The sequence below is a fragment of the Paracoccus versutus genome, from assembly GCF_029909795.1.
Lineage (GTDB): Bacteria > Pseudomonadota > Alphaproteobacteria > Rhodobacterales > Rhodobacteraceae > Paracoccus > Paracoccus versutus.
On the sequence record NZ_CP038196.1, the window covers coordinates 113,868 to 135,773 of the forward strand.

Genomic DNA, 21,906 nt, shown 5'->3' on the forward strand with positions numbered 1-21,906 from the left:
CTCATCGGGGCGGTCTGGCTCAAACCAGCCGCTCTTGGGTTGTCGCGTCGAACAGGTGGATTTCGTCCAGGTTCGGTGCGATGTGGATCGTCGATGACGCCATGGCACTGAACCGGTCGCGGAACACCGCCATCACCTTGTCATCTCCTAGCCGGACAACGACGTCGGTCTCGGCACCTGTGGGTTCGACCACGAGCACCTCTGCAGGAACACAGTCGTCGGCCAAGTGCAGGTGCTCTGGTCGAATGCCGTAGACCACCTCGCGCCCGATGGCCGAGCGGGGTACGCGGCCGAGGGGCAGCACGGCGCCGCTGTTCGAGTGGAACTGTGGGCGTGGCCCCTCCTCGACCCTTCCGCGCAGGAAGTTCATGGAAGGTGAGCCGATGAACCCTGCAACGAACATGTTCGCGGGCCGGTCGTAGAGTTCGAGCGGGCTGCCGATCTGCTCGATCCGTCCGTCCCTCATCACCACGATCCGGTCGGCCATGGTCATCGCCTCGACCTGATCATGCGTCACATAGACGGTCGTCGTGCGAAGCTTCTGATGCAGCTCTTTGATCTCGCCCCGCATCTGCACACGCAGCTTCGCGTCGAGGTTCGACAGCGGCTCGTCGAAAAGGAACACGGCGGGGCTGCGCACGATGGCCCTCCCCATGGCCACCCGCTGCCGCTGCCCGCCCGAGAGCGCGCGGGGATAGCGGTCCAGATATTCCGTAAGGTCCAGGATCTCAGCCGCACGGCGCACACGCTCCTGGATCTCTGGCTTTGACACCTTCTGGATCTTGAGAGCAAAGCCCATGTTCTCGGCGACGGTCTTGTGCGGATAGAGCGCATAGCTCTGGAACACCATGGCAACGTCGCGATCCTTGGGCGGCAATTGGTTCACCTCTCGCTCACCGATGCGGATACCGCCACCCGAGATCGGCTCCAGCCCCGCGATCATCCGCAAGAGCGTGGACTTGCCACAGCCTGAAGGGCCGACCAGAGCAACGAATTCACCATCCGCGATCTGGGCAGAAACCCCGTGCACGACCTGCAACGCGCCGTAGGACTTGCGCACGTCGCGAATTTCAACCGATGCCATTCTTCTGGCCTCCTTGAGTATTGAGGAAGGTCCGCGCGATCTCCGAAAGCCGGTGGGCGGGGTGTCGTGATCCGCAGAACATACCGATCTTTCCCGCCTCAGCGCGTTTTCATGCCGCTGACCCGCAGGTTCACCGCGTAAAGCGACGAGGCGCAGCAGATGTAGAGACGGCTTCGCGAGGGGCCTCCGCCGAACTCGACATTGCCGCAGACTTCGCCGGTCAGGATCTTGCCAAGCATACGCCCGTCCGGGGTGAAGCACTGCACGCCGTCGCCGGCGCTGGTCCAGATCCGCCCCTCGGTGTCGATCCGCAGACCGTCGTAGATGAAGCTGTCGCAGGGGCCGATCACCACCTCACCGCCCGACAGCGACCCATCGGTCTCGACCCGGTATTGCCGGATATGCGCGGGGCCTTCGGGGTCATGGGTGAGCCCGCTATCGACCACGTAAAGCACGCTTTCGTCGGGCGAGAACGCCAGCCCGTTGGGCTTGTCCATATCGGTCACGACCGGCGTCAGATCCCCGGTTTCAGGATCGAGGCGAAAGACGTAATTGCCGCCGATCTCGCTTTCGAACTTGGGCCGACCGTAGTTGTTGTCGATGCCATAGGGCGGGTCGGTGAACCAGATCGAGCCATCGGATCTGACCACCGCGTCGTTCGGCGAGTTCAGGCGCTTGCCCTCCCAGCGTTCGGCCAGCGTAGTGATGCTGCCATCGTGCTCGGTACGGGTGACGCGGCGCGAGTCGTGCTCGCAGGTCACAAGCCTGCCCTGCCGGTCGACGGTGTTGCCGTTGGAATGCTTGGTCGGTTCGCGAAACACGCTGACCGAGCCGTCGGTCTCGTCGTAGCGCAACATCCGGCTGCGCGGGATGTCCGACCAGACCAGATACCTGCCGCCGCCGAAATAGGCCGGGCCTTCGCTATAGCCGGTGCCGGTATGCAGGCACTCGAGCGGCGCCTCGGGGTCAATCAATGTCTCGAAGATCGCGTCCCGGATCTCGTAATGCGCTTTTATCTCCATTATCTCCTCCCGTTGATCCGTCTTTTCCGGACCGCATCAGCGCTCGCGCAGGGCGCGCCCCAGCTTTTCACCGATCATCATGCAGGCGGCATTGATGTTGCCGCTGACCAAGTCGGGCATGACCGACGCATCCGCGATCCACAGGTTTTCAAGCCCGCGAACCCTCAGATCCGGGTCCACGATGGCGCCATCATCGGGCCCCATGCGGCAGGTGCCCGCAGGGTGGTAGGCAAGGCTCGCGCTGTCCCTGACATAGGCTTCAAGTTCGGCATCGTTGGCGATCTCGGGTGCAGGGTCGACATGTTCGGTGATCATGCCGCGCAGAGGCTCTTGCGCGGCGATTCGGCGCAGAACCTTGATCCCGCGTGCAAGCGTCTGAACGTCGCGCACGTCACCAAGCAGGTTGGGCTCGATCCTTGGCGCAGCCTTCGGATCCGCGCTCGCCAGCATAATCTGGCCCCGGCTTACCGGGTGGCTTTTGTTGATATGGATCGAAATCGACGGATAAGGCAGGATGCTGACGCTCTTGTAGAAGTTCGTCCGCCCTTTCGAGAATACCGCCGCGAGTGGCGAGAAATGCATCTGGATGTCAGGCACCGGCTCGTCCGGCGAGGTGCGCAGAAAGGCCTGCGCCTCGGCAGGTGTCGCGATCGGCCCCTGCCCCCACGCCAGGAATTTCGCCAGAAACCCGACCTTCTGCATCAACCCGCCCGAGGGGCTGTAGCTTGGAATATTGACGCGGAAGGCGGTGCGGATCAGCGGATGTTCCATAAGGTTCTGTCCAACCTGCGGGCGGTCCAGCACCACCGCGATGCCATGCGCGCGAAGCGTTTCGGCATCGCCGATGCCCGACAGCATAAGCAACTGCGGCGTGTTGATCGCGCCGCCGCACAGGATGATCCGGCGGGCGCGCACCTCATGGAGCTCCCCGTTCTGCTCGTATGTCACTGCGCGTACCGCGCCATCCGCGACCTTGAGACCGCACACCAGCGCCCCGGTGCGCAGCTCGATATTGTCGCGGCGCAGCGCGGGCTTCAGGATCATGTCCGCCGAGGTGCGTCGGAAGCCGCGCAACTGATTGAACTGTCCGCGCGCGACCCCGTCCTGATCGGCACCGTTGTAATCGCTGGCACGCGGATAGCCCGCCGCATGAGCGGCCTCAAGAAAGGCCTCGGTGGTGGGATGACAATGATGCACCTCGCGGATCGGTATCGGGCCGGCGGTACCCCGGATCGCCGGATCGGGCGGCGTCTGGTAGGATGGCACACAGCGTTCGAGATCGCGAAACAGCGGCATCACGTCATCGGCACCCCAGCCATGGTTGCCCATCGCCTGCCAGCGGTCGTAATCGGCCCGCGTTCCGCGCACATAGTTCATGCCGTTGATGCTGCCCGTGCCACCCACGACACGGCCCCGCCGCCAATGATCGACACGGCCGTTGCGGCTTGGGTCGGGTTCCGACCAGTAGCCCCATTCGTAGCGCGACAGATCGAAGTAATAGCCAAGGCCGAACGCCTTGAGCAGCAGGCTGTCCGGCGCCCCGGCTTCCAGAACGAGCACCTTGTTCGCCGGGACCTCGCTTAGCCGCGCTGCGACGACGCTGCCCGCGCTGCCCGCACCGACGACAATATAATCCCATTCCCCGCCAGAGCGGTCCCCCTCCTCACGGCCCATGTATCCTCCCGAAGCCGTTGAATTTTTCAAGCGCGGCCGCCTCGGCCGCCCGAATGTACCCGCGCGGTCGCGTCAGATCTTGCAGTCCTCCGACGCTACATATTCGGCGCGATTCTTGTAGCGGCGCACCGGGCGGGTACCGTCCCAGGTCTCGGTCAGCTTGCGAAACCCGCTGTAGTAATGTTCCCGCTCTGGTGTCACCGGCGTGAGTTCGATCATGAAACCGACCTCTGGCGGCGTGGCGAAAAAGCTGTTCTGCCGCTCCCCGTCGAGGGTTTGCACGCAAGCCACCTCTTCCATCCCCCGGCGCAGCAATTCGGCGCGGGCCTGTTCGTAATCGTCGGGATAGAACGCGATATGATGCAGCCCCTCGCGTCCTTCGCCGAGGAATTCCATGTAGGGAGAGGGAGCATCGTTGATCTGCTGGACGAGTTCGAATTGCACGTCGCCGCAGTAGGTGAAGGCGAGCGACATCTGCACGTCGCTTTTCACGCCCCGGTGCATGTAGTCGCGGTTGCCCACGGCCTCCTCGATGACAACAAAAGGGCCGACATCCAGCATCTGCGTCCAGAACGACATGGCGGCGTCCAGATCCCGGACAACGTAGCCAAGCTGCCGTGCCTTTCCCAAAAGCGGTTCGAGTAGCGTCGCATCGGGCGTCGTGATCATGCGTCCCCCCATCTAGCTTCCGCGCGACACGCGCTGCGAAGCGTCGCGCGTCTATTCGGAAGTCATCCCCAAGGACATCTGTATCCTCAATATACTAAAATCTCAACTAATAAGATATTTTTATTTACGATGAGTGCAGGTTGCGTCCGATGCGAACGCAGCTGTTTTGCTCCCTGCTAGGATATGAATAATTATCAATATGTTACATACACAAAATAGCACCTGACTCCTGTCCGGCGCCATTGCCTCATCCGCCTCCAGGCGATGAAGCGATGTTTGACTGAAATCCACTATTGTGGGACATAAGATCAACCGTCTTACGGAGGCGCACGGAAAGGCGCGCGCCGATCCAAGCGGCGGCGCGTTGGGCGCCGGGTCGCTCGCACCGCATAACGGTACAATAGGACTGTCAGAAGCGGCGGGCGCAAGCGGCCGCGAAGGACAGCCCGGAACTCATCCATACCAAAAAGGGAGAAGGACAATGAATAAGGTTGCGGTCGTGACAGGAGGCACTTCCGGGATCGGAGAGCGCACGGTGGAGCGCCTTCTTGGCGAAGGCTGGACCGTGTGGTCACTGGGGCGTTCGAAGCAGAAGCTCGACGAACAGGCCGCAAGGCTGACTGCAGACGGCGCACTGCACACGCAGCTCTGCGACGTGGCCGATCCGGCAAGCATCGCCGCCGCCTTCGAGGCCATCGGCGCGGTAACGGACAGCATCGACGCACTGATCCTTTCGGCCGGCGCCAACATTGCCGGGTCGATGGAAGAGATGACGCCCGAACAGGCCGATCTTCTGATCGGGGTGAACATGACGGGGCCGTGGCTTTGCACCCGCGCCGCCCTTGCGCTGCTGCGCCGCAATGCCAGCACCGACGACCCGGCGCGGGTCATTGTCCTGGGCTCGATTGGGGGGATGCGGCCCAAGGCGGGCGCGGGGATGTATTCCGCGACCAAGGCGGCGGCTCACGTCCTGACGGGCATCATGGCGGTGGAACTTGCGCCGTCCGGGATCACGGTAAATTCCGTAGCCCCGGGGACGACCCAAACGCCGATGATCGAGGAAATGCAGAAGATGGCCAGCGGCAAATCGGGTTTCGGGCTGTCGGGTGCCTCTCCGCTGGGGCGGATCGGCACCACGGACGATGTTGTCGACGTGATCGGCTTCTTCCTCAGCGATGCCGCGAAATATGTGAACGGTGCGCTTTTGCCCGTCGATGGCGGCACCCGCGCCGCGTTCGTCAAATCCTGAGCGCGGGCTGGCGGGCGCTCAGCAGAAATCGAGCGCCCGCTGAACCCGATTGGTCATGTGATAGGTCGCGATGATCGTGATCAGCTCGACCAACGACCGGCTGTCCGGCAGCGCGTCTGCGATACGGGCAAAGGTCTGGTCCGACACGTCGATGTCGCGACTCATCTCAATGGCAAGGCCAAGCGTCGCGCGCTCGGTCTCGTCGAACAGATCGTCTCGGTGCCGCGCCGCCTCCACATCCGCCAGCGCGGTGAATTGCTCGGGCGTGCCGCCCGCGGCAAGAAAGGCGGGCTCATGGGTGCGCACTTCGTAATCATGCGCCATCAGGACCGAGGTCGCCACCGTGGCCAGTTCGCGCAGGCGCACTGGCACAATCGTCTGACCCAGGGCCGCATCCGCATGCGCCGTCCAGCCCGCCGCGACCGAAGGGCTATGCAGGATCAGGCGGTCGATGGGCCGCAGAGTGCCGCCGCGCCGCGCGCGCATGGCATCGACCACCTCGCGCGGCTCGCAAATCGCTTCGGGTAGAAGGGGAAGGCGCGGCATGCTCCCGATCCTCAGTTGTAGCGGATGCTGAGGCCGCCATCCGCCACGACGGTCGCGCCCGTCACAAAGCTGGACTGATCGGACAGCAGGTAGACCGCGATATCGGCAATCTCTTCGGGCGTGCCCATTCGCTTGAGCGCCGAACGCGACGAGGTCTCGGAGACGGTGGCGGCGTTGGCGGCCTGGATCGGGGTCATGATCAGGCCCGGTGCAATGGCATTCACGCGCACGTTCGACGGCCCGTATTCCAGTGCAAGGGTCCGGGTCATCTGCATCACGCCAGCTTTCGATGCGCCATAGGCGGACCGCCCCTCGCGGGCGAACATGCCGCCGATGGAACCCATGTTCACAATCGCACCCCGGCCACCCTCGACCATCTGGCGGCCAGCCCCCCGGCAGAAGAAGAAGGCACCGTTCAGGTTGACGTTGATCACCGAAAGCCAGTTCTCGTCGCTCTGTTCGTTTGCGGCGACGGGACGCACGATGCCGGCATTGGCAACGGCATGGGTCGCCGGGCCATGGTCCTCTTTCAGCTTGGTGAAGAACGCGTCGACCGCCTTTGAATCGGCAACGTCCACAACATAGCCAAAGCGCCCGGGATTTTCCTCGCCCGCATAGACCTCGGCCACGGCGGTTTCGAGGCTATCCGCATTCACGTCGACGAGGATCGGAAACGCGCCCGCCGCCCGCAATTTGCGGCAGATCGCAAGGCCTATGCCCGACGCCCCGCCCGTCACGGGCACAATAGCGGCTTCCAGTCCGGTCACGTTCATGTTTTCCTCCCAACGATACATTATTTATGTTTAATCCCATTATGCAGGACTTTGTCAACATTCAGGCAGGCATTTCCCGTGCATCCCTTTTTCGCTTGATCTAAACCTATCTTGCAATGGCATATCGAGGCCGGCGCTTCGCCGGCCAAATTACACAATTTTCTCACTATTTGGGATATGTGTTGACACGACGTTTGGGCGCCGACTAGAGTCCTGACAATGGGTGTGCCATGGCGCCATACGGACCGAGGCGCAGACCCGGTCCACATCGGTCCGGGCAAACCCCGATCAGAACAAATAGTGGAAGCGACATGCCGCAAGACGATACCCACCTTGAGCTTTGCCCGGCAGCAAGAGACTATCTCGGCCGCCGCAGATACGGTCCGCTGATCGACGGCGTCGAGACGGGGGCCGGATCGACCGATCTGATCGAAACCTTCAATCCCTCGACCGGCGATTCGCTCGGCCATATCGTGGCGGGCACCGCTGAGGATATCGACGCCGCCGTCCGCGCCGCACGCACCGCCTTCGAAGGCCCGTGGAGCGAATGGTCACCCTATCAGCGGCAGGCGATGCTGATGCGGCTCTACGACCATATCGATCAGAATTACGAAGAGCTTGCGCAGATCGAATCCACCGACATGGGCATGCCCATCACCCGCACGCGCGGCACCAAGGACTTCATCCTGCGGACCATCCAGTTCTTTGCGTCGCAGGCGCTGAACATCAAGGGCGAGACACTTCAGAACGGGCTTGCGGGCAATGTCGCCTCGATGACGGTCAAGGCGCCCGTCGGGGTCATCGGCGGCATCATCCCGTGGAACGGACCGCTGGGCAGTCAGTGGTGGGTGCTAGGCGCAGTGCTGGCGACGGGCTGTACCGTCGTGCTGAAACCCGCCGAGGATGCCTGCCTGAGTATCCTGCGTACCGTCGAGATGCTGCACGAGGCCGGGCTTCCGAACGGGGTGGTGAACGTTGTCACAGGGCGGGGCAGCGTGGCGGGCGATGCGCTTGCGCGGCACCCCGGCGTGGACCGGATCGCCTTTACCGGCTCGACCGTAACCGGCCGCAAGATCATCGAGGCCTCGGCGGTCAACATCAAGAAGCTTCAGCTTGAACTGGGCGGCAAGTCGCCGGACATCATCTTTGCGGACGCGGATCTGGACAAGGCGGTGCCGGGGGCGGCGCTCGCGGTGTTCAACAATTCTGGCCAGATCTGCTACGCGGGCACCCGCGTGCTGGTCGAACGCTCGATCGCAAAAGAGTTCGCCGAGCGCGTCGCCGCCTTCGTCAAGACACTGCGGATCGGCTACGGGATGGACGAAAACGCCAACCTCGGCCCGGTCATCTCGGAAGCGCAGATCGCGCGGGTGATGTCCTACATCGAGATCGGCGGCAAGGAAGGCGCGAAGCTTGTCTGCGGCGGCTCGCGGCTGGGCGGCGACTTTGCAAACGGCTACTTCGTCGAGCCGACCGTGTTCAGCGAGGTCAGCAACGATATGACCATCGCGCGCGAAGAAATTTTCGGTCCGGTGATGTCGATCATTCCCTTCGACAGCGCCGAGGAGGCGATCCGTATCGGCAACAGCACCGAATACGGGCTGGGCGGCGCGGTCTGGACCAGCAATATCTCGGCCGCGATGAAAGTCGTCAACGGTATCCACACCGGGGTGATGTGGGTGAACTTTTACGGCCAGGTGGATCCACTTGTCGGGTTTGGAGGAACCAAGATGAGCGGATACGGCGCCAAGGGCACTTCGGCGCATCTCGATACCTATCTCTACACCAAGAGCGTCTACATTAATATAATATAGATCAGTGATATAGACATCGGATCGCTGCATGAGGGGGGAGACGTCATGAAGTTGGAACACTACAAGCACCTGTCGCGGATCAGCCGCCGGAACCTGTTGAAGGGGGCCGCCTCGGCGGCGGCCTTCGCGAGCGGGATCTTTTCGGTCGGGAGCGCCTTTGCGCAGCAGAGCAGCAGCGACCTGCGCCTGCAACTCGCGCGGCTGCCCGGCGTCGGCATGGGCACGCCCAGCGATGCCGAATGGCTCAGGGTCGGCGAGCTTTGCCTTGAGCCGACCAAGGCCAATGTCGCAGAGGGCGAGTTTGCCGGGGTCGAGCTGACCTTCATGGGGCTTAACACCGCCGGGGCGCATAACGTCATCTTTCGTGGCCTTTGCAAGGCGTGGGAGACCTATACCGGCGCCCGGATCAACTGGATCGATCTGGCCACGGCGGATCTGAACTCGCGCATTCAGCAGGCCATCGCGCTCGACTCGGTGGATTTCGACATCGTGCAGATGGGGCCGGCGTTCGAGGGCGACCTCGGCAGCCGGGGCTTGATGTCCGAGGTGCCGGACTGGGTCGCCGAACAGATCGACATGGACGATTATGTCAATTACCTCAAACCACCGGTCGGCACATGGGGCGGCAAGGTCTACCGCGTGTCTATAGACGGCGATTGCCACAACTTCAACTATCGGACCGACGTGTTCTCGGACGAGGCGCTGGCTGAGCAATGGTCGGCGTGGGATGGCGACAAGGCCGGGCTCGACGGCTGGGGCGTTCCGAAGACCTGGCAGCAGGTGCAGGCCGCGACCAAGTTCCTTGCCGGCAAGGAGGTCGACGGCTTCCCCACCCATGGCTATCTCGACCATTGCAAACCTTGGGGTGGTCTGGGCTTCTACTTCCTCGGTTCGCGGGCCTCGGCCTATGCCAAGCATCCGAACGATCCAGCGTGGCTGTTCGACGCCGACACCATGAAACCCCGGATCAACAACCCGGCTTGGGTGCGCGCGATTCAGGACGTCGTGGATGCCCTGCCCTACGAGCCTGCAGACCAGCTTGCCATGGACGCGCTTGGCACCGCATTTACGCAGTTCCTTGGCGGCACCGGCTCGATGCTAGCCTGGTGGGGCGATGTCGGTTCGAACGCGCGCAACAACGCAAGCTCGGTGATCGGGGATATCTCCGGCTTTTCCATCCTTCCCGGATCGGACGACGTCTACAACGCCGCGACCCAAAGCTGGGAGGTTTTGCCCTCGGGTCCCAACCACGCGCCCAACATGGCGTTCCTCGGGCTAGGCCTTTACGTCACCTCAAAGGTCGATGCGGACGCAACGCGCCACAAGGCGGCCTGGTCCTGCGCGGCGCATCTGGGCGGCAAGGATATCGCGCTGTGGATGAGCCTTTATCCGACGGGCCAGCAAGCTTATCGCAACAGCCAGTTCAACGTCGCCGAATGGGTCGCTGCTGGCTATGACGAGGCGTATATCTCGAATTACCTCGCGTCGCAGCGCGACTCCTACAATCATCCGAACGCCGCAATCGAGCCGCGCATCCCGGGGCTGTTCCAGTATTACAGTATCGCCGAGGACGAACTGGCCAAGATCTATGCCGGGCAGGTTGGCGCTCAGGAGGGCGCGGATGCCATTGCTGCCGCATGGGAAGAGATCACCGACCGGCTCGGCCGGGAAAGCCAGATCGCCTTCTACCGCGAAGCGCTTGGGCAATAAGCCTGCCTCATGGGGCCGGCCGTCCCGGCTGGCTCCGCAGGAATGGGACATTCTTTCATGACCGACATTCCCTTCGGCATTTCCGTCGGAAGGTATCGCACCGGGCAAGCCATTGTCTGGGCCGCCTTTTTCCTCATGCTCGTGGCGCTCGCGGTGCAGATTCTGCACGTCACTGGGCGGCTGGGCTTCGGTTTCGACACTTGGCGACCGGTGCTTTATGCATATGCAATCTGGGGTGTCGCCCTATCGGCAGGACAGGTGATCATGCGCGGTGACGACGGCTGGCGCGCGCTGTTCATTCTGCCCGCGGCACTGTTCACCGTGGCGGTCGTGCTGTTTCCGACGGTCTTTGCCATCGCCGCGGCCTTTACCGACTGGAATCTCTCCAGCGCCGCCCCGCCGCGCTTCAACGGGCTAGATAATTTCCGCCGGATGATGTCGGATCCGTATTTCTGGAACGCCCTGTTCAACATGGGCTTCTATCTGCTTGCAGTCGTCGTCCAATACGCGCTGGCCTTCGGTCTGGCGCTGCTTCTCAATGCCGAGATCCGCGCACGAAAATTCTTTCGCGTGGCATTCCTGTTGCCGTTTATGCTGAGCCCCGTCGCGGTTTCCTGGATGATCGGCAAGTCGATGATGGATTTCCGCACCGGCCCGATCAGCGACCTGATGCGTCTGCTCGGATGGTCCGAACCCAGCTTCTTTACCTCGCCCTGGATCGCCCGCATCAGCGTGGCCACCCTGGACGCCTGGGTCTGGATTCCATTCTCGGTCATCCTGCTGCTCGCCGGTCTTCAAGCGATCCCGCGTGATCTGCGCGAAGCCTCGAAGATCGACGGCGCCTCTGGCTGGCAGAACTTCTGGGAGATCACTTTTCCCCTGATGATGCCGGTTTCAATCACCGCGCTCCTCGTGCGGATCATCTTCCAACTCAAGCTGGCCGATATCGTGATCAACACGACATACGGCGGACCGGGCGGCGCGACGGACACCATTTCGAGTTTCATCTTCCGCGAATACCGCGACAGGGCGAATGTAGGCTACGGCACGATGATGGCGATGTTCTATCTCGTCTGTATCGTCATCTTCCTGCTGCTGTTTCTCAAGTTCGCGGAAAAGCTTACTCACAGAACACAAGGTGATGCATGAACCACCGGTTTCTTCGCGTGACGGCGCGCATCGGAATTTACGGCAGCCTCAGTCTCTGGGCGTTTGTCTGCCTCTTTCCGATCTACTGGACGCTGACCACCTCGTTCAAATCCGCCCGCGATATTCTGCGCGGCGCGGTCATCCCTTGGGTCGATTACCAGCCGGGCTGGCTGGGCTGGCAGTCGCTCGGCCTGTCGCCCGACCGGCTCGGGGTGACTTCTACGGTGCGAGACGAGTTTCTGCTGCGCTTCGAGAACAGCATCGTCGTCTCGCTGAGCGCTGCGGGCTTCGCACTGGTGCTGGGCACGCTTGCGGCCTATGGGCTGGCGCGGTTCAAGTACCGCTTTGGGTTCCTGCAAAACAAGGACATCTCGTTCTTCTTTCTGTCGCAGCTCATCCTGCCGCCGGTAGTTCTGGCCCTGCCGATCCTCGTACTCTACCAGAGCCTCGACATGCTGGACACGCGCATCGGTCTGATCTGCATCTATGCGCTGTCTGTGCTGCCGATCGTCATCTGGATCATGCGCGACCAGTTCGCGTCGATCCCGCACGAACTGGAGCAGGCGGCCATGGTCGACGGCTGTTCGGTCTGGGGCGTATTCCTCAGGATCGTGCTACCGCTGGCGGGGCCGGGCATGGCGGCGGCATTCATTCTGTCGCTGGTGCTGTGTTGGAATGAGTATTTTATCGCGGCGCTTCTGACCAGCAGCAACGCCAAGACCCTGCCTGTCATGGTTGCAAGCCAGACCAGCACATCCGGGGTCGGCTGGTGGACGATGGCCGCGCTGTCTTTTTCATCGATCTTTCCGCTGGTGATCGTGGGGCTGTTCCTCGAACGCTTCATCGTCAAGGGGCTTACGGCAGGATCGGTCAAGTAACGAACCAGGGCCGCCACGTGCTGGCGGCCCCGGTACGGATGTCCCGCGCCTTACTGGATGGTCACGCCCGCATCGACGGAAAGCGGCTCGCCAAGCACATAGCTCGACCCTTCGCTGCACAGCCACAGCACCACCTGGGCGATTTCTTCGACGGTGCCGAGACGGTTGAGCGGCACGGCGGCGCCTGCCAACTCGGTGTCCAGATCCTTTGCCGCCGCCATGCGCTCGACCATCGGCGTGGCGATGGTGCCCGGACAGATGGCATTCACCCGGATATTGTCGCGACCGGCCTCGAGCGCGACCGACTTGGTCAGCCCCAGCATCCCGTGTTTCGCGGCGGCATATTGTGCCCGGCCCGGAACGCCGATCTTGCCGGCGAGCGAGGCGTTGTTGACGATGGCACCGCCCTGCCCCTGCTTCTGCATCTGGGCGATCTCATATTTCAGCGCGCTGAAGACGCCGCGCAGATTGATACCCATGATGCGGTCGTAATCCGACAAAGCCATGTCGACCACGGGCGTCGTGGCCGAGATGATCCCCGCATTGTTGAACGCGCAATCAAGCCGCCCATAGACCTCGACCGTGCGATCGACCAGCGCCTTGACGGCGGCATCATCCGAGACATCGCAGACGACGCCCGTCGCCACACCGCCATTGGCGCGGATGCTTTCGACGGCCCGGTCGAGCGCGTCGGGCGCGACATCTGCAAGAACAACGCTGGCGCCCGCCTCGGCAAAGGCCTTTGCCGTGGCCAGCCCCATGCCTGCCGCAGCCCCGGTCACGAGGGCGACCTCGCCGGTGAAATCATATACTACCTTGCCCATGAGGGGTCCTTTCAGCGTCACTTTCCTCTGTGGCGGGCACCTGCGGAATCGACCGGCCATGCCCCGCCCCGGCGCAGAGCCAGTATCATAAAAAATCTCACAAATCGAGACAACTTTATATTGCGAATTGAAGCCAAGGCCCCGAAAATGGGATGATACCGCATTTAGGAGTCCACCCCGATGCCCCCGCGCAAGCACATCTTGCCCGCGCCTGCAAAGCAGATCTGCCGGACGCTTTGGCTCCGGGCCCATGGCAGGCTGGGCAGAGCCATCCCTGTGGCATTGCACCTTGCATAGGTTCCTGTCCCCGCTTGCCCCCTTCCGGAGCCGGGGATTCCTCGGCTATTGGCTGGCCGGTCTGTCGGCGAATCTGGGCTGGCAGATCCAGCTTGTCGGTGCCTCCTGGCTGATGGTCGAGATGGGCGGAAGCGCCCAGCAGGTCGCACTGGTGCAGACCGCCGTGGCGCTTCCGGTGATGTTGATGTCGTTGCCAGGCGGGGTCATGGCCGACCTTGTCGGTCAGCGCAAACTCATCATCTGGGCGCAGTGCTTTCTGCTTGTAGTGTCGTTTGGCCTTGCGGCGGCGGCCTATTTTCAGGCCCTGACCCCCGCGCTGTTGCTGGCCTGCACCTTTCTGATCGGCAGCGGGCGGGCGCTGTACTATCCGGGCTGGCAGTCCATGGTCTTCGAATTCTTCTCGCGCGAGAATGTCGGGCCGGCGCTGGCCATCAATTCGTCCAACCTGAACATTGCCCGCAGTGTCGGCCCCGCCATCGGCGGGGCAATCTTGGCCGCATCGGGCGCCTTTGTTGCCTTTGTCATCAACGGGATCTGCAATCTCACGGTGATCCTTGTCGCGCGCCGCTGGCCCAAGGTTACGGCGACCGACGGGCTGCCGCCGGAAAGCTTCGGCAGCGCGATCATGGCGGGCCTGCGCTACATGAGCCTGTCCACAACCCTGATCGCGGTCACGCTGCGGTCCTTCGTGTTCAACATCGCGGCGATCTCGGCCATGGCGCTTTTGCCGCTGGTCGCGCGCGATCTGATCGGAGGCGGCCCCACGACGCTTGGCGTCATGCTCGGCTCTTTCGGGGTCGGCGCGATCTTCGGCTCTTTTGTCACCGATGCGCTGCGCACCAAGGTGCCGCTGGAACGCATTTTCGCGGGAACGCATGTCGGTTTCGCCGTAGCCACGGCGGTACTGGCCCTCAGTTCGTCGCTGGCGGTGTCGCTTCTGGCGGGGATGCTGGGCGGCTTCTGCTGGATCATCACGCAGGTGCTGTACAATTACCTCGTGCAGGTTCAGTCGCCGCGCTGGGTCATCAGCCGCACGATCTCGATCTACCTGACCTTCGTGTTCGGAGGAAATGCGATCGGCAGTTTCGTCTGGGGCTGGCTGGCGGACAGCTACAGTACGCCGGATTCGCTTCTGGTCTCGGCCACGGTGTGTGCGGCCAGCGCCCTGCTGGCCTTGTCCTTCCGCATCCGCGAACCCAGCGCCAGCGGGCTGGCGCCACACGGCACCTGGACCCCGCCTCAACCCGCGATCGACCTGGTGGCGCGCAGCGGTCCGATCATGACCTCGATCACCTACCGGATCCGCGACGCGAACACCGGAGCGTTCCTAGACGCCATGCGAGAGAAGCGCCGCAACCGCATTCGCGATGGCGGCACGCGCTGGACCCTGTCGCGCGACATCCTCGACCCGATGATCTGGACCGAGCGTTTCAAGGTCGCGACCTGGGCGGATGCGCAGCGCCTGCACGCGCGGCGCACGGTCGCGGGCGCGCTGGTGAACGAAACGGTGCGCAAACTGCACGATGGCGCAGAGGCACCGGAAGTGCACTACGAGTTGATCCGCCAGCCGGGCCAGAGCACATCCGTTGGGGGATTCTTGCCGCACCGAACCCCCTGATCCGCGGCGCGGGGGCACCCACGACCTGCGTTCTGATCCTGTCGAGATCCCGTTTCGAGGGGGTGCCGAACAGGCGCCCATGGTCGCGACTGAACTGCGAGGGCCGGTCATACCGGCCCGGAACGACGCGCTGGACGCATCGAAATGCTGAATCGAGCGTCAGGCGCCACGCCTCTTTTAGCCGCAGCCATTTCCGGTATTGAAGCGGTCTGATCATTGCCAGGTCGCGAAAGCGTTGGTGGTAGATTGATCCGCTGATCCCGGCGCGCTCGGCAAGATCTTAGCCGCGGATCTGCGTGTCGCGATTCAGCCTCAGCCAAGTCAGCGTCACTAGGATGCGGTGATCGAGATTGCCCGAGGCCACGCAGGCATACGGGCGCTCGCCACGCTCGGCCAGCGTTTGCGCATATGGGCCCGACGACTGCTCTTTCACGGCGCCGAAGGGACCGCTGACCGCAATGGCGGCAAAGGGGCCATCGCCCTGAGGCGTGTAGAGGTCGCCGGCAGGGGTCATGCCGTAGCGGTTGGTAATGGTCACCTTGCAATGCGAGACCTTGTCGCCTTTCGTGAATGTCTTGTCCCAGGTCTGTGTCAGTTTCATGCCCTGTCCTTTGGTCCGTCAGCGGGCGCGCCTGTGATGGAAACCGACAGCGCCGGGCTCGGCGACAACTTCCCTGGACCGGCGTGGCGCCTTGCGGGTATATCAGTTAGATGTTGAATATTGTCGCATAATTTGAGATACAATCCAGAAAGGCGCACCCTTCCGCGGCGTGTGCTGACGGGGATCGGGGACGTCCGATCCCCGCCGTCAGAGCGGCGTATCCATCGACGCGCGAGGAGGAAGGTCAATATGAACGAGATCACCGCGCGACGCCCGCAGGGCGACCGCAGGACCCGCACCGGCGACCGCCCACTGCGCCCTGACAGAGTCCAGGCGGTCACCGGCGCCGCGCGCTACGGCCGCGACAACGCGCCGCACGGGGTTCTGACGGGCAAGGTTCTGCGCCCGGTTCCTGCACATGCGCATATCCGCAGGATCGTTACATCTGCCGCAGAAGACCTGAACGGCGTAGATGCGGTGGTAACCGGCGCCGATGGCGCCTCTCAGCCGTGGGGGCCGAACCGGGGCCGTTTCCGGATGCGCGACCTGACGGCGAAGATGTCCGGCATGTCGCCCGGCGACATCCGCGCCACCCCCGCCCAAATCGGCGGCGGGTTCGGCGGCAAGAGCAAGGTTTACCTCGGACCGGTCGCCATGCCGCTGTCGCGCAAGGCGGGGTTGCCGGTCACGATGATGATGTCGCGCGAGAAGGTGTTCCGCGCAACGAGCCCGGACTCGGATCCCAGGGTCCGGGTACAGATCGGCCCGCGCCGCGACGGCACGCTGACCGCGGCAGAGATCAAGCTCTGCGACGACACTGGCGCCTTTCCCGGCGCGCCCTTCATCGACGGCGTTCCCTGCGCGTTTTCGCAAGACGCGTTCTCGAACCCGCATGGCACCGGCTATCACCTCGTTTCGAATCGCGCCACCACGGCGGCCCATCGCGCGCCCGACGCGATGCCGTCCTGTTTCGCCGCAGAGGAGGCGTCGGGTGTGCTCGCCAAGCGCATCGGCATGGACCCGTTGGAGCTCCGACTGAAGAACGCTATCCGGGTGGGCGATACGCAGATCGGCGACCGCCAGACGGCGCATGAGGGCTGCGCCGAGATCGTCGAGGCGCTGCGCGCGCATCCGACCGATACCCGTCGTCTCGGGCCGAACCAGAGGCGCGGGGTTACCACCGGCATCTGGCACAACGGGTCGGGCCATTTCGGCGCGACCTGCCTGCCCCGCCGCGACGACAGCTGGACCTCGATGGCGACGATGGCAGCCAGCACGTGTGGCATGCCCTACGAGCGCGACCAAACGGAGATCCGCGATATTGCCTATGTCCGCTTCGGTGATGTGACGGGGGGCAGCCGGGTGACCTCTGCCACCGGCAAGGCGATCCACGTCGCCTGCACCCCATGCTTCTTCGTCGAAAGCCGGAGAATTCAATCCGCTCACACTGGCCGCGCTGGCGCAACGGGCGGGTGCGACAGGCGGCCATTTGAGCATCTCTTATGGCGAAACCATGTCCGACCATGCTCCCGGTCTGTGCGCCATGACGTGCAATGTTCAGGTCAATCCGGACACCGGCGCTGTCGAATTCCTCGATTTCGTCACGGCGCGAAATGTGGGCAATCTCTACGGCGCGGACGGCGTGCTGCAAAACGCCTCTTGGCGGGGTTACCGGCCGCGGGTCGCAGCGGATTTGCCGATGGCCGAGACCGTCATCGTGGCGGTGCCGAACCCCCAATCACGCCTTCGGGGTCAGTGGCGTGGCCCAGGCGAGCCTGATCTTGGGGCCGGCCTGCGTGGCCAACGCGGTCTTGGTGGTTAGCGGGCGGCGGATCGCCACCGCACCGCTCAAGCCCGAAACCGCCCTGACGGCGATCGCGGATCGGCAGCCGTCGCTCTGTCGGCGCGCGCCGCCCGTTTCATAACCGCCCATCGGCGTGGCCGCGTGGGCGCGTCCAGAACCGAGTGCAACAAGGGAAGAAACACATGCGCGGAGTCGTTTTCACCGGAAACCGCAATCTCGAGGTCAGGACCTTCGAAGATCCCACACCAGGGCCGGACGATGCGGTGATCCGCATGAAGGCGTCGGGGATGTGCGGCAGCGACCTGCACCTCTACCGGGCGAACAATCCGCTCGAACACATGGCCAAGCAGGGGCTGATCACGCTTGGCGAGGGCGGTATGGACCCTGAAACGCGGATCATTGCCGGTCATGAACCTTGCGGCGTCATCGAGGCGGTGGGGCGCAACGTGCGCCCCGACCGTTTCAAGCCCGGTGACCGGGTCATCGTGTTTCATTACGAAGGCTGCGGCACCTGTGACCATTGCCGCACCGGCTGGAACCAGATGTGCGACGAGGGCACCAAGCCGCATGGCCACGTGTTGAACGGCGGACATTCCGAATATATGCGTGTGCCCGCGAGCACGCTGGTCAAGATGCCGGACGAGATCTCGTTCGTGGCGGGCGCGGCCGTCGCCTGCGGCACCGGCACGGCCTTTGGCGCCCTTGTCCGGCTGGAGGCAAGCGCCCGCGACACGCTGGCGGTCTTTGGTCTTGGTCCTGTCGGACTCTCGGCGGTACAGCTTGCGGCGGCGATGGGCATCGAGGTGATCGGGGTCGACATCGACGCGGCCCGCGTGGCGCAGGCCAAGCGGTTCGGCGCGGCCCATGTCATCAATGGCCAAACACACGACCCGGTCGAAGAGATCCACAAGCTGACCCGAGGCAAAGGCGTGAGCTGCGCGATGGATTGCGCCGGGGGCAAGCTGCCCAAGCAGCAGGCGGTGCGCAGCACGGCGCCCTGGGGGCGCATCGCGCTGGTGGCGGTAGGCGGCGATCTCGACCTGGTGGCCTGGAACGACATGATCGGCAAGCAGCGCACAGTCCTCGGGTCCTGGACCTTCCCGATTACCGGAATGAAGGATTGTGCCTGGTTCATCGCGGATCACGGCATCGCCGTTGATGACATCTTTTCCGACCGCTGGTCCATCGACGAGGCCGAAACCGCCTATCGCGAATTCGACAAGCAGGCGGGCGGCAAGGGCGTGTTCGTCTTTGACTGACGCGGCCGGCGGCCCGTCAAAGCAACACCGCCCGGTCGTAAAACCGGGGCGGTGTCGTTTCGGAGGCCGAAGATGCCGGGGTCAGGCGCGTTCGCGCAACGCGGCGGCAGTGGCCTGGACACCCAGTTCGAGGTTCACCGCGACGCCAACAACGGCTATGGCCGTCTCTGTCCGAGGCGTGGATCGCTTATAGGTCGCCCGCACGGGAGGGGCGCGGCGGCAGATGGATCGCCGCGATCAGTTCGCCCGGCGCAAGCGTCGTGCGGCCAGGGCCGGCGGGGGATTTCGGCCACCGGCACCTCGGGCCTGCCGGTCCGGCCGGCGACAGTCGCGGTGGCGCCCGCGGCGATCATGCCCGGCACACTGTCCGCGGCGGGTGAGCGAGTGCAGAGATTGCCTGCAAGTGTCGCCTTGTTTTGCACCTGCATCGAACCGATGAAGTCCATCCCCTCGCGGAACCCCGGCCAAGCGGTGCGCAGGGCAGCATGTTCGTTGAGCTTGGCGCCGCAGACGGTGGACGCGATGTGGAACCCGGCGTCATCGCAGGTGGTCGCGGTCAGTTCCGGGATCCGCTTGATGTCGGCGACGATGTCCCGCTTGCGCCTCCCGGCAGTCATCTGAACCGACAGGTGCGTGCCACCCGCAGGGACGTCGGCGACGCTTTCGCCCCCGGAACGCTGCGCAACGGCCTCGTCAAGTGTGGCCAGTCTGGCGTAAATCATCGCAGTTCACCTCCCTGGATGGTGTCGCACCAGCCCCTGTTTCCTGAACGGGCGCGGGGCAGGCAGGAGCGGCCCCGCGCCTGGCCGTCCGGTCAACCCGCAACCACGGCGCGGCCATTGTCGAGAACGATCACCTCACGCTCGACGCAGCGCGCGCGGAACGCGCCGTCGTTCCAGCCTTCGATGCGGATGGTCTCGCCCGGGTAGACCGGGGATGAGAACCGCATGGCGATCGAGCGCATGCGTGACGGGTCGTTTCCGGCGAGCCGTCCCATCATCACCTGCGTTGCGATGCCCGACACGCACATGCCGTGCAGGATCGGGCGTTCAAAGCCCGAGGCGCGGGCCATGTCGGGATCCGCGTGTAGCGCGAACAGGTCCCCATTGAGCCTGTAGTACAGCGCCTGATCCGGCATGGTTGGCACCTCCACGACGAAATCGGGTGCCGTGTCCGGAAGCGCAAGCGGCGCGGGAAGCGGCGTCGGATCGCCGCCGAACCCGCCCTGACCCCGCAGCACGTGGACCTGCGTGAGCGTCGCATAGGGAGTTTCGGTCGTCGCATCGACGATGCGGCGTTCGGACAGGACCATGCCATGTTTGCCCTCGCCGCGATCCACGAGCCGCAGCACACGGGTCTTGCCAATCACATCGCCCTCGGCCGGGAAGGGCCGATGCCATTCGATCGCTTGCATGCCGTGCAGGAAGCGTTTGGTATCGACCGTCGTGTCGGGCCGCGTCAGCCATGGGCCGGGGTAACCGAGCACCAGCGCCATCGACGGCAGCACTTTCTGCTCTGCCCCGGCATTGGGATCGACGAAGGCCAGCCTAGCCTTGTCCAGCGGATCCTGCCCCATGCCGACCGACAGCGCGTAGAATGCGCTGTCGCGGCTAGTGTAGCGTTGCCGAACATCCTCGACCCGGTAGTTCAGCAGGTGGTCGGCGTCGATGGCCATGGATCAGGCCCCTTTCGCCGGCGCTTCGAAGAGCGAGACGACACAGGCGGCCTCTTCATAGCCGTAGAACCCGCCGCCGTTCTCGGTCAAACCGATGCGCGCGCCCTCGACCTGCCGCTCGCCCGCTTCGCCGCGCAGCTGCTGGACGATTTCGTTCACCTGGATCGCGCCGGTTGCGCCGATGGGATGGCCCTTGGACAAGAGCCCGCCCGACACATTGATCGGGCGCTTGCCGCCCAGCTTGCTGTCGCCGCTTTCCGCAAGCCGCCCGCCCTCGCCATAGGCGGCAAAGCCGCAATGCTCGGCCTGCATGATCTCGGCAAAGGCGGTGGCGTCGTGCATCTCGGCGATGTTCACGTCCTGCGGCCCCAGCCCCGCGAGCTCGTAGGCGCGGTCCGCGGCGGTGCGGGTCAGGTGCTTTTCGAATTCGTCGGGCGCGCGGTTCGACCCGCTCGACACGCTAACGGCGCGGATCTTGACAGCACGGCTGCAGTCGATGCGGTCCAGCATCCGGTCCGACACGATCACCAGCGCGGCGGCGCCGTCGCTCATCGGCGCGCACATCGCGCGCGTCATCGGGTAGGACACGAGCCGGTCCGCGATCACCTCTTCGACCGTCATGGTAAAGCGGTACTGCGCCTTGGGGTTGAACTGCGAATGCCAGTGGTTCTTGGCGGCGACGGCGGCGATCTGCTCTTCGGTCGTGCCGAAGCGCTTCATGTGAAAGCGCGCCATGGCCGAGTAGATGTCCATGAACACCGATCGCTGGCCGCTTTGATCCAGCGCCTTTTGCGGCAGTTCTAGGCCGTCGCCCAGCGACAGCAGGGAATCGAGCTGGTCGTCGAATGTTTCCAGATCGGTCGAGCCCTTGAAGGCGGCGAACATCTGTTCGGACTTGTCCTTGAAATTCATCTTTTCGGCGCCGACAACCAGGACGATATCATGCACCCCGGACTTCACCGCCATCCAGGCCTGCGCGAGCCCCGAGCTGGACGATGCGCAGGCATTGTCGGTGTTGAAGATCGGGATGTTCTCGAACCCGTAGGGCCGCAGAACGGTCTGGCCGCGTATGTTGTGCTGACCTTCCAGCACGCCCAGCCGGGTGTTGCAGAACCAGGCGGCCTCGATGGCCTCTTTGTCCAGCCCAGCGTCGGTGAGCGCCTCGGAGATGGCCTCTGCTGAAAGCTGGCGCACGCTGGTGTCCCAATGCTTGCCCAGCGGCGTCATGCCGATCCCGGCGATATACGCGTCAGTCATGTG

The 21,906-nt window shown here is 63.8% G+C and carries 18 protein-coding genes and 1 pseudogene; 8 read left to right on the plus strand and 11 right to left on the minus strand.

The annotated features are described in order from the left end of the window. Nucleotides 1-19: 19 nt before the first annotated feature. The 4 genes from E3U25_RS00580 to E3U25_RS00595 all read right to left on the minus strand — a co-directional run bounded on the left by E3U25_RS00580 (nucleotide 20) and on the right by E3U25_RS00595 (nucleotide 4,449). Complete coding sequence (locus tag E3U25_RS00580) at nucleotides 20-1,084, minus strand: ABC transporter ATP-binding protein (protein ID WP_116221438.1); 1,065 nt, start codon at nucleotides 1,082-1,084, stop codon at nucleotides 20-22. 98 nt (nucleotides 1,085-1,182) lie between these two features. Then, nucleotides 1,183-2,106 (minus strand): SMP-30/gluconolactonase/LRE family protein, encoded by a 924-nt coding sequence (locus E3U25_RS00585; protein WP_116221437.1) that lies wholly within the window; start codon nucleotides 2,104-2,106, stop codon nucleotides 1,183-1,185. A gap of 36 nt (nucleotides 2,107-2,142) precedes the next feature. Next, nucleotides 2,143-3,780: a GMC family oxidoreductase gene (locus E3U25_RS00590; RefSeq protein ID WP_116221436.1), complete on the minus strand. Its 1,638-nt coding sequence runs from the start codon at nucleotides 3,778-3,780 to the stop codon at nucleotides 2,143-2,145. Nucleotides 3,781-3,852: 72 nt separating this feature from the next. Further along, nucleotides 3,853-4,449 (minus strand): VOC family protein, encoded by a 597-nt coding sequence (locus E3U25_RS00595; RefSeq protein WP_166435454.1) that lies wholly within the window; start codon nucleotides 4,447-4,449, stop codon nucleotides 3,853-3,855. Nucleotides 4,450-4,744: 295 nt separating this feature from the next. Between E3U25_RS00595 and E3U25_RS00600 the strand changes: the two genes are divergently transcribed. Continuing rightward, nucleotides 4,745-5,698, plus strand: coding sequence for an SDR family NAD(P)-dependent oxidoreductase (locus E3U25_RS00600; RefSeq protein WP_147304486.1), 954 nt, complete (start codon nucleotides 4,745-4,747; stop codon nucleotides 5,696-5,698). 18 nt (nucleotides 5,699-5,716) lie between these two features. On the opposite strand, the gene E3U25_RS00605 is transcribed toward E3U25_RS00600, so the two are convergent. Further along, nucleotides 5,717-6,244 (minus strand): carboxymuconolactone decarboxylase family protein, encoded by a 528-nt coding sequence (locus E3U25_RS00605; protein WP_116221433.1) that lies wholly within the window; start codon nucleotides 6,242-6,244, stop codon nucleotides 5,717-5,719. 11 nt (nucleotides 6,245-6,255) lie between these two features. After that, nucleotides 6,256-7,017 (minus strand): SDR family NAD(P)-dependent oxidoreductase, encoded by a 762-nt coding sequence (locus tag E3U25_RS00610; protein WP_166435453.1) that lies wholly within the window; start codon nucleotides 7,015-7,017, stop codon nucleotides 6,256-6,258. Nucleotides 7,018-7,328: 311 nt separating this feature from the next. Between E3U25_RS00610 and E3U25_RS00615 the strand changes: the two genes are divergently transcribed. The 4 genes from E3U25_RS00615 to E3U25_RS00630 are packed head-to-tail and all read left to right on the plus strand — an operon-like array spanning nucleotide 7,329 to nucleotide 12,568. Then, the gene (locus E3U25_RS00615) at nucleotides 7,329-8,831 is read left to right on the plus strand and encodes an aldehyde dehydrogenase family protein (protein WP_116221431.1); all 1,503 of its coding nucleotides are present in this window, start codon (nucleotides 7,329-7,331) and stop codon (nucleotides 8,829-8,831) included. A gap of 45 nt (nucleotides 8,832-8,876) precedes the next feature. Then, entirely contained in the window at nucleotides 8,877-10,541 is a 1,665-nt protein-coding gene (locus E3U25_RS00620) for an extracellular solute-binding protein (RefSeq protein WP_116221430.1), read from the plus strand. A 57-nt stretch (nucleotides 10,542-10,598) separates the two neighbouring features. Next, entirely contained in the window at nucleotides 10,599-11,690 is a 1,092-nt protein-coding gene (locus E3U25_RS00625; protein ID WP_244295015.1) for a carbohydrate ABC transporter permease, read from the plus strand. Then, nucleotides 11,687-12,568: a carbohydrate ABC transporter permease gene (locus E3U25_RS00630; RefSeq protein WP_116221428.1), complete on the plus strand. Its 882-nt coding sequence runs from the start codon at nucleotides 11,687-11,689 to the stop codon at nucleotides 12,566-12,568. Before E3U25_RS00625 ends, E3U25_RS00630 begins: the two co-directional genes overlap by 4 nt. Nucleotides 12,569-12,618: 50 nt before the next feature. Here E3U25_RS00630 and E3U25_RS00635 read toward each other — a convergent pair whose 3' ends face one another. Beyond that, complete coding sequence (locus E3U25_RS00635) at nucleotides 12,619-13,392, minus strand: SDR family oxidoreductase (protein WP_116221427.1); 774 nt, start codon at nucleotides 13,390-13,392, stop codon at nucleotides 12,619-12,621. A 289-nt stretch (nucleotides 13,393-13,681) separates the two neighbouring features. Between E3U25_RS00635 and E3U25_RS00640 the strand changes: the two genes are divergently transcribed. Then, nucleotides 13,682-15,307, plus strand: coding sequence for an MFS transporter (locus E3U25_RS00640; RefSeq protein ID WP_166435452.1), 1,626 nt, complete (start codon nucleotides 13,682-13,684; stop codon nucleotides 15,305-15,307). 382 nt (nucleotides 15,308-15,689) lie between these two features. On the opposite strand, the pseudogene E3U25_RS00645 reads toward E3U25_RS00640, so the two are convergent. After that, a pseudogene (locus E3U25_RS00645) lies at nucleotides 15,690-15,908 on the minus strand (alpha/beta hydrolase); the annotation flags it as partial. 249 nt (nucleotides 15,909-16,157) lie between these two features. Between E3U25_RS00645 and E3U25_RS00650 the strand changes: the two are divergent. Beyond that, nucleotides 16,158-17,687, plus strand: a complete 1,530-nt coding sequence (locus tag E3U25_RS00650; protein WP_116221425.1) for a xanthine dehydrogenase family protein — start codon at nucleotides 16,158-16,160, stop codon at nucleotides 17,685-17,687. Nucleotides 17,688-17,894: 207 nt separating this feature from the next. Further along, nucleotides 17,895-18,971: a zinc-dependent alcohol dehydrogenase family protein gene (locus tag E3U25_RS00655; RefSeq protein ID WP_116221424.1), complete on the plus strand. Its 1,077-nt coding sequence runs from the start codon at nucleotides 17,895-17,897 to the stop codon at nucleotides 18,969-18,971. 155 nt (nucleotides 18,972-19,126) lie between these two features. Here the strand turns inward: E3U25_RS00655 and E3U25_RS00660 are convergent, their stop codons facing one another. The 3 genes from E3U25_RS00660 to E3U25_RS00670 all read right to left on the minus strand — a co-directional run bounded on the left by E3U25_RS00660 (nucleotide 19,127) and on the right by E3U25_RS00670 (nucleotide 21,903). After that, on the minus strand, nucleotides 19,127-19,693 hold the full coding sequence (locus E3U25_RS00660; protein WP_116221423.1) for an FAD binding domain-containing protein: 567 nt from the start codon (nucleotides 19,691-19,693) through the stop codon (nucleotides 19,127-19,129). Between the two features lie 92 nt (nucleotides 19,694-19,785). Continuing rightward, the gene (locus tag E3U25_RS00665; RefSeq protein ID WP_116221422.1) at nucleotides 19,786-20,646 is read right to left on the minus strand and encodes a MaoC/PaaZ C-terminal domain-containing protein; all 861 of its coding nucleotides are present in this window, start codon (nucleotides 20,644-20,646) and stop codon (nucleotides 19,786-19,788) included. 3 nt (nucleotides 20,647-20,649) lie between these two features. Beyond that, nucleotides 20,650-21,903 (minus strand): thiolase family protein, encoded by a 1,254-nt coding sequence (locus E3U25_RS00670; RefSeq protein WP_116221421.1) that lies wholly within the window; start codon nucleotides 21,901-21,903, stop codon nucleotides 20,650-20,652. Between the last annotated feature and the right edge of the window lie 3 nt (nucleotides 21,904-21,906).

Coding starts and splice junctions, on each gene's coding strand:
- E3U25_RS00620 (WP_116221430.1), top strand. CDS start 8,877: ATGAAGTTGGAACACTACAAGCACCTGTCGCGGATCAGCCGCCGGAAC.
- E3U25_RS00665 (WP_116221422.1), bottom strand. CDS start 20,646: ATGGCCATCGACGCCGACCACCTGCTGAACTACCGGGTCGAGGATGTT.
- E3U25_RS00670 (WP_116221421.1), bottom strand. CDS start 21,903: ATGACTGACGCGTATATCGCCGGGATCGGCATGACGCCGCTGGGCAAG.
- E3U25_RS00580 (WP_116221438.1), bottom strand. CDS start 1,084: ATGGCATCGGTTGAAATTCGCGACGTGCGCAAGTCCTACGGCGCGTTG.
- E3U25_RS00660 (WP_116221423.1), bottom strand. CDS start 19,693: ATGATTTACGCCAGACTGGCCACACTTGACGAGGCCGTTGCGCAGCGT.
- E3U25_RS00635 (WP_116221427.1), bottom strand. CDS start 13,392: ATGGGCAAGGTAGTATATGATTTCACCGGCGAGGTCGCCCTCGTGACC.
- E3U25_RS00655 (WP_116221424.1), top strand. CDS start 17,895: ATGCGCGGAGTCGTTTTCACCGGAAACCGCAATCTCGAGGTCAGGACC.
- E3U25_RS00650 (WP_116221425.1), top strand. CDS start 16,158: ATGAACGAGATCACCGCGCGACGCCCGCAGGGCGACCGCAGGACCCGC.
- E3U25_RS00590 (WP_116221436.1), bottom strand. CDS start 3,780: ATGGGCCGTGAGGAGGGGGACCGCTCTGGCGGGGAATGGGATTATATT.
- E3U25_RS00615 (WP_116221431.1), top strand. CDS start 7,329: ATGCCGCAAGACGATACCCACCTTGAGCTTTGCCCGGCAGCAAGAGAC.
- E3U25_RS00585 (WP_116221437.1), bottom strand. CDS start 2,106: ATGGAGATAAAAGCGCATTACGAGATCCGGGACGCGATCTTCGAGACA.
- E3U25_RS00625 (WP_244295015.1), top strand. CDS start 10,599: ATGACCGACATTCCCTTCGGCATTTCCGTCGGAAGGTATCGCACCGGG.
- E3U25_RS00610 (WP_166435453.1), bottom strand. CDS start 7,017: ATGAACGTGACCGGACTGGAAGCCGCTATTGTGCCCGTGACGGGCGGG.
- E3U25_RS00605 (WP_116221433.1), bottom strand. CDS start 6,244: ATGCCGCGCCTTCCCCTTCTACCCGAAGCGATTTGCGAGCCGCGCGAG.
- E3U25_RS00595 (WP_166435454.1), bottom strand. CDS start 4,449: ATGATCACGACGCCCGATGCGACGCTACTCGAACCGCTTTTGGGAAAG.
- E3U25_RS00630 (WP_116221428.1), top strand. CDS start 11,687: ATGAACCACCGGTTTCTTCGCGTGACGGCGCGCATCGGAATTTACGGC.